The sequence below is a fragment of the Janthinobacterium sp. NFX145 genome (genome assembly GCF_049810325.1).
Taxonomy (GTDB): Bacteria; Pseudomonadota; Gammaproteobacteria; order Burkholderiales; family Burkholderiaceae_D; genus Janthinobacterium; species Janthinobacterium rivuli.
The window spans coordinates 4,540,662-4,555,126 of record NZ_CP187360.1 but is presented as its reverse complement, the minus strand read 5'-3'; the positions used below and the strand labels follow the sequence as shown (position 1 = coordinate 4,555,126).

General features: G+C 54.3%; 13 protein-coding genes and 1 tRNA gene. 10 read left to right on the top strand and 4 right to left on the bottom strand.

Annotated features, from left to right (window positions below):
- Positions 1 to 238: 238 nt before the first annotated feature.
- The 6 genes from ACPJXG_RS20325 to ACPJXG_RS20300 all read left to right on the top strand — a co-directional run bounded on the left by ACPJXG_RS20325 (position 239) and on the right by ACPJXG_RS20300 (position 7,790).
- Positions 239 to 1,612 carry a cache domain-containing protein gene (locus ACPJXG_RS20325; RefSeq protein ID WP_425252155.1) on the top strand — a complete coding sequence of 458 codons (1,374 nt, stop codon included), beginning with the start codon at positions 239 to 241 and terminating at the stop codon, positions 1,610 to 1,612.
- Positions 1,613 to 1,618: 6 nt separating this feature from the next.
- Positions 1,619 to 2,248, top strand: coding sequence for a response regulator transcription factor (locus tag ACPJXG_RS20320; protein WP_425252154.1), 630 nt, complete (start codon positions 1,619 to 1,621; stop codon positions 2,246 to 2,248).
- A 264-nt stretch (positions 2,249 to 2,512) separates the two neighbouring features.
- Positions 2,513 to 3,637 (top strand): EAL and HDOD domain-containing protein, encoded by a 1,125-nt coding sequence (locus tag ACPJXG_RS20315; RefSeq protein WP_425252153.1) that lies wholly within the window; start codon positions 2,513 to 2,515, stop codon positions 3,635 to 3,637.
- 1 nt (position 3,638) lies between these two features.
- Positions 3,639 to 5,684, top strand: a complete 2,046-nt coding sequence (locus ACPJXG_RS20310) for a putative bifunctional diguanylate cyclase/phosphodiesterase (RefSeq protein WP_425252152.1) — start codon at positions 3,639 to 3,641, stop codon at positions 5,682 to 5,684.
- A 147-nt stretch (positions 5,685 to 5,831) separates the two neighbouring features.
- Positions 5,832 to 5,921, top strand: a tRNA-Ser gene (locus tag ACPJXG_RS20305).
- Between the two features lie 15 nt (positions 5,922 to 5,936).
- Entirely contained in the window at positions 5,937 to 7,790 is a 1,854-nt protein-coding gene (locus ACPJXG_RS20300) for a hypothetical protein (protein WP_425252151.1), read from the top strand.
- Between the two features lie 197 nt (positions 7,791 to 7,987).
- On the opposite strand, the gene ACPJXG_RS20295 is transcribed toward ACPJXG_RS20300, so the two are convergent.
- Entirely contained in the window at positions 7,988 to 8,536 is a 549-nt protein-coding gene (locus ACPJXG_RS20295; RefSeq protein WP_425252150.1) for a hypothetical protein, read from the bottom strand.
- A gap of 602 nt (positions 8,537 to 9,138) precedes the next feature.
- Between ACPJXG_RS20295 and ACPJXG_RS20290 the strand changes: the two genes are divergently transcribed.
- Complete coding sequence (locus ACPJXG_RS20290; RefSeq protein WP_099380345.1) at positions 9,139 to 9,567, top strand: hypothetical protein; 429 nt, start codon at positions 9,139 to 9,141, stop codon at positions 9,565 to 9,567.
- A gap of 155 nt (positions 9,568 to 9,722) precedes the next feature.
- Positions 9,723 to 9,941 (top strand): hypothetical protein, encoded by a 219-nt coding sequence (locus ACPJXG_RS20285; protein WP_099380346.1) that lies wholly within the window; start codon positions 9,723 to 9,725, stop codon positions 9,939 to 9,941.
- Positions 9,942 to 10,329: 388 nt separating this feature from the next.
- Here ACPJXG_RS20285 and ACPJXG_RS20280 read toward each other — a convergent pair whose 3' ends face one another.
- Complete coding sequence (locus tag ACPJXG_RS20280; protein ID WP_158301356.1) at positions 10,330 to 10,638, bottom strand: hypothetical protein; 309 nt, start codon at positions 10,636 to 10,638, stop codon at positions 10,330 to 10,332.
- Between the two features lie 511 nt (positions 10,639 to 11,149).
- Here ACPJXG_RS20280 and ACPJXG_RS20275 point away from each other — a divergent pair.
- Both ACPJXG_RS20275 and ACPJXG_RS20270 read left to right on the top strand, forming a co-directional pair.
- Complete coding sequence (locus ACPJXG_RS20275; RefSeq protein ID WP_425252149.1) at positions 11,150 to 11,458, top strand: hypothetical protein; 309 nt, start codon at positions 11,150 to 11,152, stop codon at positions 11,456 to 11,458.
- Positions 11,459 to 11,794: 336 nt separating this feature from the next.
- Entirely contained in the window at positions 11,795 to 12,508 is a 714-nt protein-coding gene (locus tag ACPJXG_RS20270) for a hypothetical protein (protein ID WP_425252148.1), read from the top strand.
- 129 nt (positions 12,509 to 12,637) lie between these two features.
- Here ACPJXG_RS20270 and ACPJXG_RS20265 read toward each other — a convergent pair whose 3' ends face one another.
- Positions 12,638 to 12,997: a hypothetical protein gene (locus tag ACPJXG_RS20265; protein ID WP_425252147.1), complete on the bottom strand. Its 360-nt coding sequence runs from the start codon at positions 12,995 to 12,997 to the stop codon at positions 12,638 to 12,640.
- The gene (locus ACPJXG_RS20260; RefSeq protein WP_425252146.1) at positions 12,994 to 13,662 is read right to left on the bottom strand and encodes an AAA family ATPase; all 669 of its coding nucleotides are present in this window, start codon (positions 13,660 to 13,662) and stop codon (positions 12,994 to 12,996) included. The genes ACPJXG_RS20265 and ACPJXG_RS20260 overlap by 4 nt, the downstream gene beginning before the upstream one ends.
- Between the last annotated feature and the right edge of the window lie 803 nt (positions 13,663 to 14,465).

Genomic DNA, 14,465 nt, shown 5'->3' with positions numbered 1-14,465 from the left:
CCAGAGATTGACGGGCGCTGTGCCGTGCGATGATGTGTGCTGCCGAGCCTGGTCGTCGCCAGTTTGGGTGTGAATTGGGTGTATCTGCAGCTTATGGCGAGTATTCAGGAATCGTATAATCGATGCAAGCGCACGACTACGCAGTAACGCTCAGTATTACTACGCAGACCGATTGCCGCGCCGCGACGTAAAATCACGCATTCCCACCAGCATCGACGCCGCCCGAGCGCGCAAGGCCATGAAACTCAGACAGAAAGTCATCTTCCTGGCCATCACGCCGCTGATCCTCGCCCTGTGCGCCATCGCGTTTGCCGTGCGGCATCAGGCGATTACCCTGGCCGAGCAGCAGCGCGCCACCATCCAGCAGGCGTACTTGGCCAGCAAGGAGGCCGAACTCAAGCATTACGTGACCCTGGCCAGCCATTCCATCGCCTCCCTGTACCAGTCGGGGCGCAAGGATGACGCCACGCAAGAGGAGGCCAAGCGCATCCTGTCGGCCCTCAGCTATGGCGACGATGGCTATTTCTTCATCTATGATTTGCAGGGCAAGTCGCTGATGCATCCGCGCCAGCCCGAGCTGGTGGGGCAGAATTTGTGGCAATTGCGCGACGCCGAGGGCAATCTCACCATCCAGCGCCTGATGCAGCGGGCCAAGAGCGGCGGCGGTTTCGAGCGCTACAACTGGATCAAGCCGTCGAGCAACAAGTCCGCACCCAAGCTCGGCTATGTGATCCTGATGCCGGAGTGGGGCTGGATGATGGGTACCGGCATCTATATGGACGACGTGGACCAGGCGCTGGCCAAGGTCGACGCCCAGCAGTCGCGCAATATCCGCTCGACCATGGAGCTGATCGCCGCCATCGCCATCCTCGGCTCCCTGCTGGTGGCCGCCTGCGGCCTCGTGTTGAACTTGCGCGAATTGCGCGTGGCCGACGCCAAGCTGAAAGTGCTGGCGCAGAGGGTGGTCGAGTCGCAGGAGGAAGAGCGGGCGCGGCTGTCGCGCGACTTGCATGACGGCATCAGCCAGTGGCTGGTGTCGATCAAGCTGCAGATCGAGGCGGGCATCGCGCGCCTGGGTGGCAATGCTGAGCAGAAAGACAAGGCGCCCGCCACCTTCGAGCGGGCCGCCGAGCAACTGAACAAGGTGCTGGGCGAGGTGCGGCGCATTTCGCACAATCTGCGCCCGGCCATTCTCGACGACTTGGGCCTGGCCGCCGCGCTCGACCACCTGGTGCATGAATTTAACGACAGCAGCAGCGCGCAAGCCAGTTTCACGGCCAGCCCTGCGGCGGCGGGCGAGGGCTTGCCCGACATGGTCAATACCGTGTTGTTCCGCATCGCCCAGGAAGCGCTGACCAATTGCGAGCGCCATGCCCACGCCCGCGGCGTGGAAGTGAGCTTGCTCGAAGCGGGCAAGGCCGTGGAATTGCGCATCCAGGACAATGGCGGCGGCTTCGATTTCGACGGCATCGCCCTGCATCCGCAGCGCGGTATCGGCCTGCGCAACATGACGGAACGCATGGAAGCCATCGGCGGCAGCCTGCACATCACCTCGTCTCCGGCCGGCACCGTAGTGCTGGCGCGGCTTGAGCTTTCCACCACATTAAAATAGAGAACCATGACCGAGAAGATCAACATCCTGCTGGTGGACGACCACCCCCTCGTGCGCGACGGCTTGCGTGCGCGCCTGGAAGCGGTGGCGCATTTCGACGTGGTGGCCGAGGCGGGCGGGGCCGACGAGGCGCTGGCACAGGCGCGTCTCCACCAGGTGGACCTCGTGTTGATGGATATCAATATGCGCGGCATCAACGGCATCGAAGCGACGGCGCTGTTCAAGCAGGCGTTTCCGCAGATCGCCGTGCTGATCCTGTCCATGCACGACAAGCTCGAATATGTGTCGCAAGCCATCGCCGCCGGGGCGCGCGGCTATGTGCTCAAAGATGCTCCTGGGAAAGATATCGTCTTCGCCATCGAGACGGTGATGTCGGGCGGTATCTATTACAGCGCGGCGCTGGCGCGGCAGCTATCTCGTCCGCAAGTCCACGATTCCTTCCTCACCACGCGCGAGCAGCAGGTGCTGCAGCACATCGCCGGGGGCCAGTCGAACAAGCAGATCGCTCGCGCGCTGGACCTGAGCGTGCGCACGGTGGAGACGCACCGGTTGAACATCAAGCGCAAGCTCGGCATCGAAGGGCAGGCCGAATTGATCAAATATGCGGTCGAGCACGCGCATGGCGGCAGCGCCTGAGCATGCGCGCGCCGTGCCGGATTTTTGCCACACCCGCATGGCAGGCGGGTCTCGCGGGAGAATGTTCTTTTTGAACATTTATTGCCAAAATTAAACTGTTTCATGGGTGAGATTCGGATAGAATGATTCTCGCTGTCGAGGGCATCCCTGTCGGGCCAGGGTTGCCAATGCTGGTCAGTTTATTTACTATGGCGCCCTACCCACACTGAGATACCGATGTCAGCGTCTGAATCAAACCTGTTTCCGTTGGTGGGATTACAAGCAGTGGCCAATGCTCATAACGAGTGGGTCGCTGTCACCTTGCATGGTCCGCAGGCCTGGACGGCGCCGCTGCTGGCGGCGCTGGCCGCCGCCGATGCGTATGCCTTCCTGGCGCCGCTCGACTGCATCATTCCCCTGGCCGACCCGCATGGCGTGGACGAGGCCGTGCTGGCGCAACTGGCGCCGCAACGCACCATCTTCCGTTTGCCGGCGCATCTTGCCGGCGACAAGCAACTCCAGAAAAAATGCCAGCAATGGCGCGACGCCGGCTACCGCATCCTTCTCGATGGGGCCGAAGCCGGTCCCGTGGCGGCGGCGCAAGTCGATGCGCGCGCGCTGAGCTTTGACGCGGCGGGCGCACACCCGGCCCTGCACCAGCTGCTGCCCCTAGCGGGGCCGCACCTGGCCTACAACATCGCCGACGCGGGGCAGTTTTCTGCCTTGCAAGAACTTGGCGTGAGCTGGTTTGCCGGCGATTACGCCCTGCACCATGCGCGCCAGCAAAGCGAGCCGGAAGACGCCACGTCGCGGCGCCGCCTGCTGGCGCTGCTGGGCTTGCTGGCCCGTGATGCCGACGCGCACGAGCTGGAAGTGCCGCTCAAGCAAGACCCATCGCTCAGCTATCATTTATTGAAACTGGTCAATTCAGCCGCCTTTGGTTTCACGGCGCCGATTACCAGTTTCAGCCAGGCCATCACCTTGCTGGGCCGGCGCCAGCTGCAGCGCTGGCTGCAACTGCTGCTGTATGCGCGGCAACAGGACGACGGCAAGATCCACGCGCTGCTGCCGCTGGCGGCCGTGCGCGCGGCGCAGATGGAAGCGCTGTGCCAGCTGCGTGGCGGCGACCGCGACGCGCAAGACCTGGCCTTCATGGCGGGCGTGTTCTCGCTGCTCGACGTCCTGCTGGGCATGCCGATGGAAGAGATCATCGCCACCCTGAACCTGGCGCCCGCAGTGAGCGCCGCCTTGCTCGAACGCAACGGCGAGCTGGGCACCTTGCTGGCGCTGGTCGAAAGCGCCACGCCGCCGCCCGAAGGCTTGCGCCGCGCCGGCATCGATGGAGCAACCTATTGGCGCAGCCTGCTGCAGGCCTACCAATGGGCCATCCAGGTCAGCCGGAACCTCTAGCATGACCCTGTTTCCGGTGTCGGATTTCCTTGGTGACAGCGCCGCCCTGTGCGACGCCGTCGTGCGTTTGCGCGGCCCCGCGCTGGTGGCCGAGCTGGGCCGTATCGCCAGCGCCGTGATGGCCAGCCCGCATGGCCAGTTCCTGCCTGCGGCCAGCACCGATGGCGGCGCTCCGCCCGCGCCTTTCCCCCGCGATACGCCCGCCTTGTTGCAGGAAATCAGTTTCGATGGCCATTGCTTTGGCCATTACAGCGTGGCGGGACGCAGTGTGTACAGCGACGCCGACCGTCGCCACCTGGCCAGCCTGGCATCGCTGACGGCCGGCGTCTTGCAAGTGCATTCGCTGGCGCAACGTTCCACGCACGCCTACGCACAAGTGGAAGCCTTGCTGGCGCAGCAGACGCAGATACTCGACCAGTTGCACGAATCCGTGCTGACGATGGATTTGACCGGCTACATCACCAGCTGGAACAAGGGCGCCGAGCGCCTGTTCGGCTACACCTCGGTGGAAGCCGTGGGGCGCAACATCCTGTTCCTGTACGACGACGAAGACACGGGTTTCCACGACGCCTTCCTGGAGCAGGGAGGGCGCCTGATGGAGGTGCGCCGCCGAAAGAAGTCGGGCGAGATCTTCTGGGCCAGCCTGTCCCTGTCGCCGCTGCAAGACCTGGACGACAAGCCCATCGGACTCATCGCCTACCTGACGGACATCACCGAGCGCAAGCTGGCCGAAGAGCGCTTGCACCACCTGGCGTATTACGACCCGCTGACCAGCCTGCCCAACCGCACCCTGCTGGCCAAGCTGGTCGACCAGGCCCTCTCCGTGGCGCAGCGCAGCAAGATGCTCGGCTGCGTGCTGTTCATCGACCTGAACCGCTTTAAACTGATCAACGACACCCTGGGCCGGCGCATCGGCGACGAGCTGCTGCGGCAAGTGTCGCTGCGTTTTCGCCATGCCTTGCGCGACCAGGACCTGGTGGCGCGCCTGGGCGGCGACGAGTTCGCCGTCGGCCTGTTCGACCTCGGCCAGCATTTCGAAGCGAGCATGGTGGCGCAAAAGCTGCTGGCCTCGCTGGTGGAGCCGTTTTTGATCGAAGGCCACGACTTGCGCGTGGGCGCCAGCATCGGCATCAGTGTCTACCCGCAAGACGGGCAGGACGCGGAAACCCTGCTGCGCCTGGCCGACATCGCCATGTACCGCGCCAAACAGGACAGCGGCGGCGAAGCGGAAAGCGTGGCCTTCTACAGCCAGGACATGAATCTGGGCATGCAGGCGCGCATGCGCCTGGAAACAGGCTTGCGCCAGGCTTTGTCCGAGCAGCAACTGCTGCTGCACTACCAGCCGAAATACGCGCTGGGCAGCGGCCGCATCATCGGTGCCGAAGCGCTGGTGCGCTGGCACCACCCGCAGCACGGCATGATCCCGCCCGCCGAATTCATCCCCCTGGCCGAATCGACGGGCCTGGTGGTGCAAGTGGGCGAATGGGTGCTGGAAGCGGCCTGCGCCCAGGCGCAAGCGTGGAAACTGGCCGGCCTGCCGCCGATCCGCCTGGCCGTCAACGTCTCCGCCCGCGAATTCACGGCAGCCTTGCCCGCCAGGGTGGCGGCGACCCTGTCCCGCTACGGCCTGGAAGCGGCCTGGCTGGAGCTGGAAATCACGGAAAGCACCCTGATGCACAACATCGAGCGCGTGATCGGCATCATGGACCGCATCACGGCCTTGGGCGTGGCCCTGTCGCTGGACGACTTCGGCACCGGTTATTCCAGCCTGTCCTATTTGAAACGCTTCCCCATCGACACGTTAAAAATCGACAGGTCCTTCACCACCGGCATCCCGACAGACGCCAGCGACTGCGCCATCGCCAGCACCATCATCAGCATCGCCCAGCAGCTGCACCATAAAGTGATCGCGGAAGGCGTGGAAACGACCGAGCAACTGGCCTTCCTGAAGAGTTCTGGCTGCGACGAAGTGCAAGGCTATCTGTTCTCGCGCCCGTTGCCAGCGGTGGAGTTCGAGAAGGCGCTGCGGGAAAACTGGGGCCTGTAAGGCTCAGTTTTGCTGTGCCAGCGCAGGCGTTGCCCCCGCAGGCGAAGAGCCGTGGGCGTTCTCCTGTCCGCTTCGCTGGGGGAAATAAGGCCGTGGGAGTGCTAGCCATTGGTAAGCCACTGACCTTTATGTATAATGCTGCCATCTGGAAGCGTGGCCGAGTGGTTGAAGGCACTAGTCTTGAAAACTAGCGACGGGTTACACTGTTCGTGAGTTCGAATCTCACCGCTTCCGCCAGAATTGCATAAGTAGTTGATTTCCCTTATCTTACTGTTTCTAAAAGATTTTTTGGAGACAGGTGTGACAAAAAAGTGTGTCAAAGATAAGGAAGTCGCCTTGCCAAAATACCTCTATCGTCGAGACGATGGACGTAGTGAAAACTACTACGTCCGTCTTACCGCACCTACATCTGTCCAGCCCTTTCTTGATAAAAAAGAGCACTCTTTTCGATGCTCAACCGGAACTGCGGACCTGCGCGTTGCCAAAGTGATTGGCGCCGAAATCGTCGCGAAGAAGCGTCGTGAGTGGCACACTATGTGCGAACTATTGGTGGAAAAGCGGGAGACTGCTTTTGCGCCTTTAACTACCCAGCTAATTCAGCAAATTGTCGGTGCTCGACTGCAATCATGGCTCAATACAGATAATGACGAACGTCATGGCGACATCGGTGTCGATGATGAACATTTGGCTGAAATTGAAGATTTTTGCATACGCTCCGACTCTGTGATGCGGAGCGTCTTGGCGCAAGGACGTGCTTCGCGCTATTGGAAGGGCGTAGTCGAGGACGTGAATGATTGGTGTCAAACGCTTGGTTATGAAATCGCCTTGACCGACCCCCAGTTTCCAGCCCTCATCCGTTCCTTTGCCGAAGCAGAGCGGACTGCGCAGAAGTTCATATCGGCTCGTAACCAGGGGGATGCTCCTGTGGACCCAATTGTTGTTCAAGTAGCCGGAACGCGCCTTTCCGATATGAATGATGAATTCATTGAGTACAAGTCAAAGACCGTGGGGCCGAAGCCCATAAGTATGGCAATTTCGATATGGAATAATTTCATTGCCTTCAATGGTGATGTTGCTTTAGACAAGGTTACATCAAACGATGTATTTCGGTTCTTTGAATTTCAGCTGTTTTCAGCTCCAAAAAAATGGTCGCAAGGATATGTTGATGGGCATGCAAAGCGGGCATTGAAAGAAATGTTCGCTCTCGCCCGCACGAAAGCTTTGATGACGTCAGATAACCCCGTCATTAAACTTGAGATGATGCCGCAGCTATCAGATGCGGAGCGGAAAAAACGGCAGAATCCACGCTTTGCGTTTTCTGGCGAGCAAATCAACACTTTGTTCTCATCAGATTGGTACGCGCCAAACACGACTCAATTTCGCGGTAAGCTGGGAGTGGACCTGGCCGCACGTTATTTTGGCCCACTTATCGGATTGCTTCATGGTGCCCGGGTACGCGAGTTCTTGCAATTAATGACTAGCGATATCTTTTTTGTCGATGGCGTGCTTTGCTTCAAATTTCAAATTGAAATGCCAAACGAAAATCGTCAGGTGGAGCATGATGGATTGGGAAAAAGTGTCTCCGGCATGGACGATACAAGGCTGCCCAAGCGAAGCTTAAAGAATCCGAGCGTCTTCCGGACTATACCAGTCCATCCAAAGCTAATTGAGCTTGGATTCTCCAAGTATGTTGAGGGCCGCCGTCAATCAAAAGGCATCGAAGTACCGTTGTTCGAGTCGTCAGTTCCGAGGCCCGGTGGCAAGAGTCCGATGTGGGGGAGAGCGTTTGAGCAGAGTTTCTTGCGGTTTGTGCGCGACAAGCTCGCCTTTGGAAGTGGCTTCGGGCCGCACAGTTTTCGACATCAGTTTGAAGACCGGATTCGAGACTCTCAAGCGCGCCGAGGCGTTTGGCCTGCAGGGCTTTCTCAATTACTGTCTGGTCGTCAACTTTTGCGCGATAGGGACCGAGACTTTTTCCGTGAAGTCGGCAGTGAGCAGGCTTATGGCAACGGATATCAACCGGCGGCTGCTCTGCCGTTCTTGGAAAAACTTATTTTCGATGACGTTAATTTTCCGGTGGACTTCTATCTCTGGAAAAAACAATGAGAGATTATCGGATGGTTGGACTGATAAATCATCGCTGTTCAGGAAGTTTGTATAAAAATCCGCGATTATTTTTTTAAAAATTACTCGTCATGGCCATTATTGATGGCCAATGAGTTTAGATTCTATATCGCTGAGCAGCACGCTAACGACTCAAGTTCATTGAATTGTTAGCGTTATATTTCAAGCGAAGAAATACGTTATTGAGATGACATATTGGCATTCAGCTTGCGGCGATTGCGCTTTACCGCGCCAAGCACGGCACGACGAACCTCTATTTGTGGCAAGCGGCGGAAACCCTCAAGCAACTCAATCATTGGCACCCGTGCACGGCCGATATCAATGCCGACAGAAGCACACCAAGAGTGAATGCCGTACTCGCAGCTTCCTGTCTTGGGTGCGTCATCTAGACTGACATAAATGTCGTATCTTGAGTATTTTGTGATGAAGGTATCGACTGCCGACGTCATGTCGGCAATGGTTGCTGCCCTTGTGGGTACGTTGCGACGTTTACGCTGCACACCCAAAATTGCTCCTTCTGTCGTGTCGCTATGAAAACTGTCGCTGCCGGCAACAGCGATGAACCCACGCTCTGTTCTGACAGCATAGCCACGGCTCTGGCAGGCCCAGACTGCTGCGTACAGTTCGATACCAGCAGGCGCTTCTATCTGAAGCGCATCCAGTGTCATCAAGCCACTGAGCAGTGCAAGACCTTTGCGCTCAACACGGAGGCGCCAGTCTGCGGGCAAGCAAATCTGATGCAAATCGATGTTCGCGCTCCATCCCTTATATGAACCTCGATAGAGGTCTTAGTTCCGGCCGAGGTCAGTTGTGTATCTGACCTCTGTCGTCTTTCCGCGAAATGCACTTTGAATCTGGTACCACCTGACGCGCCATGGCGAAATGCTTGCTGAGCGTATTGCATCACGGTCCGCTTGCGTAGTTCTAGCAGACGTGTTGCCGGCGTTCCAAGATGTAATCGGATGACCGGGCGGTCGGTAGGTGCAGGAAGTGCCGAAATCGCCTTGGTGGCCTTGGCATTGACTTGGTTGAGGCGGCGGTGGCGGCGTGGGGTATCAAAGTCATCACGGAGTTCCTGCACGCGGGCGACGTTCGTCGGATTACCTGGCAGTCCCATAGCGCGGATTACATACTAAATCAGTAGCACTCATTCAGAAACGCCCCGTCCTCGGGCATTTTGCTTTCAGCGCTTAATTTCCTCAGCCAGCCGGTCGCCATCAATATTGCCTTAGAGAAATATAAGTTGACGACCAAATCTATATAAACACTCTAGCTACAGGGTGTAACGGGGGAGCAATGGCGTAACCCCGCAACTGACGAGAGAGCCACCATGAACTTCCATCAATTCGTAGCCGCGGTCAACAGCACTTCCGTATTTTCCATCACGGCTAACCCCGGTCCACGGGGTGTAGTGTTCACCTTGCGGACTTCTAAAGTACTGAACACGACGCACTTCAAAACCCTCGCAAAGCTGAGCCCGGCAAACGGCTACGACTACAAGAACAAAGCATTTGTGTTCACTGCCAAGGTCGACAACTTCACCGGGGAGCTAGTCGGAGCTGAGAAGTTGCTCGCTGTCATTGAAGCGGCAGCTTCGTCACGCGAAACAACAAAAGTGGCACTTGCTGAACGCAAAAAAAAGCTGCAAGCAAAGCGCACCAAGGCGCCGACCGCGGACGAGGTGGAGCTGCTGGCACTGGACTTGTTCGGGCACCTGACGCCGGAAACGCTGCGCATGGCTCACGAGCGACTCAGCTAACCCCGACAGCTGAAGCTACTAACCCGCCCAAAGCCCCGCATGTCGGGGCTTTTTGTCGTCAGGCGGGATTAGCAAGAAATGGAAGGCTGTCTGACCTCCTTTTTTGCAGGTGTCTATAGGAAATGCAGGACATCTAAAATCACACAGGAAACAACATGGAAAAAACTTATATTGTGCACACCGAACACCCCGTCAGCGACTACCGAAACATGGTCATCGAAGCAATGTCACTTGAACGTGCAGTGGAGATGGGTGAGCGTATTTCTGGTGCAGAAGTATCAAACGCTTTTGAGTTCAACGGCGTCTACGCCGGCACCGTGTTCAGCGAACAATTTTTGACGTTTTTGGATAACAACGCCGATACTTGGCACTGATTGATTCGACCCCGCAGCTGCGGGGTCTTTTTTTGAATGGTAATCTTGACATAGTTCGACGTATAACTTGGACAGAAGTCTGAATCATATAAATCATATGAGTCGTATGAGCCTTATGAACCGTATGAACCGTATAAACCGTATGCACCGTATGAACGATATTATTCATATAAATCTTATTGGCCATGTCGTGCGCTCGGAGGTGGTGGCGCTTCTTGATGAAGCGCTGCTCCGAAGTTGGTGGGAAATACATTATTGCAGATTTTAATAGGAATTTTGAGACTGGCAGATAGCGCGTGGAGGTAATCTATCGCCCTCGTTTTAGCCTCGTTTCAATAGAGAAACGGCAGAGTCCAGCCATGGGCTCCGCCGTAAGAAAAGTAATTGCTCAATGACAGGTATGAATATCTGATTTTGGATAGGAGAACGTCCAAGGGTTTTCCTCGCGGACAAGCCGTATCAGGTAAAAGCTGTGACTAATAATTAGCCAGGTTGTTAGCTCAGAAAACACTATTGGTTTCGTCAATGGCGTAACATTTTGGCATGCTGTATATGCTGTTTCAATGCGTTCAATTAAGTATGGCACTGGGTCATCGGGGAGCTCTTTTTCGTGCGCCATCCTTCGCGCTAAAGCTGGACGGCTTGTACGTAAGTCCAAAAGTTTTTCAATAATGTCTGCAATATCCAATAATTTCATAATTTTCTCCTTGTATCATTGTTGGGACGTAATGCTAAGCGTATTGAGAATTAGGTATACTTAATGCGGTGTCCCTCTCTGCTTTTTCAAAGAGGTCATCCATTCGTTGAAGATGCTCTTCAAAAAATATAGCACCCTTGCCGACAATCGCCTTCTTGACAGCTCTTACTCTGCAATCAAACGGTATGTGAACAAGATGATTTACATGTCGAGTTCTCTGTCTCGCGTGTTCTTTGCTCGTAGCTGAAATGTATGCAAAGACACGGCCTGACTTGCTGAATTCAAATATATGGTTTGTACGATTCATACCGTATGTCCTAAAAATTCAAAGTTGTTTTTTTGCTCCTGAATCGTGTAGCGACAGATTTAAAAGCGCATCGCGTAGGAGCTGAATTTCTTATGTGTATTTGATTGCAAAGAACTTGTTCTTTAGAGGTGCTAAAAAATTAATCTATCTTTATAAAAAATATGATGCTAGTATTGTTTTCCAAAAAATAGAAAAGGAAATAATATGAGTATTTTATCGACGCTGTTTAACTTCATGTTCCCGCTATCAAGGACCTCCTTTTTTGATTCTGATACAGAGCCGTTGGGTGTACGTATTGACAGTAATCAGATGATGGTAATCAATCCCGCAACTGCAATGCCGATGGTGGGCGGAGTTGGTGGTATTGACTTGAGGGGAAATTTATGGGGTCAGCCTGACAGCGTTGATGGCGAAGGCTCTTTTTCTTCGATAGACTACGCTACGGGTATATTGGATGTTGGGTCTATGTTTGATACTGGTTCGATGTTTGATGGCTGCTCGATGTTTGACTGAGAAGCCTGAAAAAGTCTGGGTCTTAAAGAATTCAAATAATAACATCTACCTGAACACTGTCAGAAATTGAAAAATTAAGAGAAGCGGTACAGCGCATGCTGTCAGTGGTGACTATTTTTTATATTTTCATCTAGGTAATATGCTAAAATCAGCCGAGCGCCAAGGTTTTGACAGAAACTGCCATTTATAGCAGAGTGACAATGTGTCAGATTTTCTGCTTAGCAATCCGCTATGCTCTTGTTCCTCTATCGGCCAAAAGACGACTTTGCATTCAAAAAATTTCCAATGAAAACTATACCCACTCTGTACCACGGAACCTCTATTGGATGGCTATCCATGCCAAATTTATCCTCACAAAATCCGAAAAATACATATGGATTCAAATTAAACGCGGGGTATTTTGGAGAGACGACTGATGGAATTGAAGGTATTTGGTTAACCGAAGACCAAAATTACGCGGAGCGGATGGCATGCATTGCGTACAAAAAATGTATTGCGCGTAATGATAAAAAATTGTTTGATGACTATCCGCTTCCTGGGCCTGGAAGAATGATATATACCGTTGTGCTTTCGCATCCAGAGCTTGTAGTGCTCGACTTGAGTTCGGTAAATGTTTCCGATGATATGCTCAAACGATTAAGGCGAGGTGTCCAAGGCTTCCACGCTTCAAAAAAATTTAAAGTACCCCTGGGTCGCAAAATTATGCTGAAGTTTGGGTCATTGGAAAATTATGTGCAACGCAAGAACGGGTGGTTTGAGTGGCTCGGGAAAAATCTTTGCATTGATGAACGTTGCAGTGAAGAAAGAGATAGTTACGCAGATAGGTTTAACCGGCTTGCGTTATTTTGCAAAAACTCGGGGATTGACGCAATAATTAATCCGCTTACTAAAATTTCTAGCAATGGTGATTTGCAAACATTTTCTGATGGTAGTAAGCCTGACTGGATGTTGTTTAATCTGGAAAAGGAGCAGACCGTTAATGGGGTGGCAGGTATTTTCCGAACTTACACAATCGTGGATGCATATGGCTGGTCGAAAATTCCCCGATGAATTTTCTCTAGCACTCGAGCGAACGTCTACAAAGAAGTGATAGAGGCCGACTGACATAGAAGATTATTGCTGGTCTACTAACAAAATACCGTTATAACGACTTTAATCATTATAACGGTATAAAATAAATTATCTTTTCCTACCTGGCGCCAGCTTCTCAAGCTTGCTAAGAGCTTGAACCAACTGTTGACCACTGAGTGCACCCAACGCTTGCAATCCGGCACGCACGACCTCGCTCTTACTCGTCGAACTTCTACCTTCCTTGTTAGCAATAAGGCGTAGTTTCTCGATTAGAGCATAGTCATCGAGCGGCATGGAAAACGTGTCCCGTACCACGGATGATTTCCGTGTGGATGGCCTCAATTCCATGGTGGGTTCCGTAGCCTTCAGCAGGATAGAATCTGCTTTATCAAATCGGTCTACTAAGGCTACATCTTGTTGCGCAACTGTTGAGCGCAACTTGGCCTCATCAAACATCTTTTTCGTCATTTGCATTCTCCGATTAGTGCCAACACTTCGTCGGCGAATGCGTTGACCTCACCTATCGCGACCTGTGCATCTCGGCCCAGAGCTGATACTGATACCCCGCTTATAACCGCCTCTTGATAGGCAGTTCGATTAGATAACCTCGATGACATCAGCGGAATGCCGAATTCATTAAGCTCTCGCATGATTGCGTTAGAAAGCGACGTCCGAACGACCCGATTTGCCAAGATAACTGCTTTCAACGATGGGTTGAGTCCTAAACCCCGCTCAATCAGTAGTTTTACTCCACGTGCTGCCCAAAGGTCTGCAGGAGAGGGAGGCAAAGGCACGATGACTAAGTCGGCTACGAGAATCGCAGATTGGGGACTTAAAGAATCCAGGCCTGGCGGACAATCGACGACGACAAAATCGTACTTATCGAGCTGCTTTTGAATCTCTCGATGTACTTTTCCTGCATACGCTGAAAGGTTGACTACCGCAGCCGGAAATGGCTTTAGCTCTGGTGCCGCGTTTGCCCAGGCGGATGCGGAGGCTTGTGCATCGCAGTCCGCGACTAAAACCCCGTAGCCTCGCTCTGCGAGCGCTGCCGCGAGGACCATCGTGGTTGTGGTTTTACCAACTCCTCCTTTGGGGTGGCAAATTGCAATTATGCGCGCTTGTTTATGCATATGATTATCCTTTGACTAATGGTGGGGTTGATTGGAACGGTGATATCCGTTCTACTGATATGTAGCAACATGATTTATGTCGTCGGCGAGAAGCGCTGTCTAAATTACCCCGCTGGCCGGACGACACCGGCACTCGCAATAGGTAGTGGTCGAGCGCAATGGCGCGCGTGAGGATGTGTTGCAAATCATGTTCACGTCGTGGCCTGAAACCGTATAGCTAACGTGCGACGGGAAGCAACAATGGCGATGTCAAATGTTCGAAACTGGGATGGTGGAGGAGAGCTTTAACAGTGGTGATAGTGGACGTCGTTGGCCGAGACGTGGTTACGTAAGTCGGAAAGAGCAAGCCAGCGCGATGGGGGGGAGCGAATAAATCTCTTGCGCATGGCGCCGGTCACTATATTTTTCGCCGGCATCGGTTTAGCGAGAAAACGCGAGCCCACATGCCGAAGCCAGAAATACCGGTTCTTCGCGTGGGCACTGCGAATGCACGGCGATTCGCATACGATAAGCACTTGCATACGATAAGCAGCCTGGGGGGGCATCAGTTGGCCAAGAAACGCGACGGGAGCAGCGGTACTAGAAGTGGTCAGTGCCTCCGGCCGATACCATTCGATTGTCAAGCTCAGGGCGAGGTGTTGGGCAGAGCTGGGGACGCTTTCAAAGCCTTGCCACATGGCTAGGAACCATGGACAATTGCCGCGGTAGCGGCGCTGTTGCGAAGCATTGGCCAATGAAGGAATGTCCGCGGCATACTTCAAGCTTGCCTGGATGAATTGACATTGTATGTGCCAGGTGTGCCA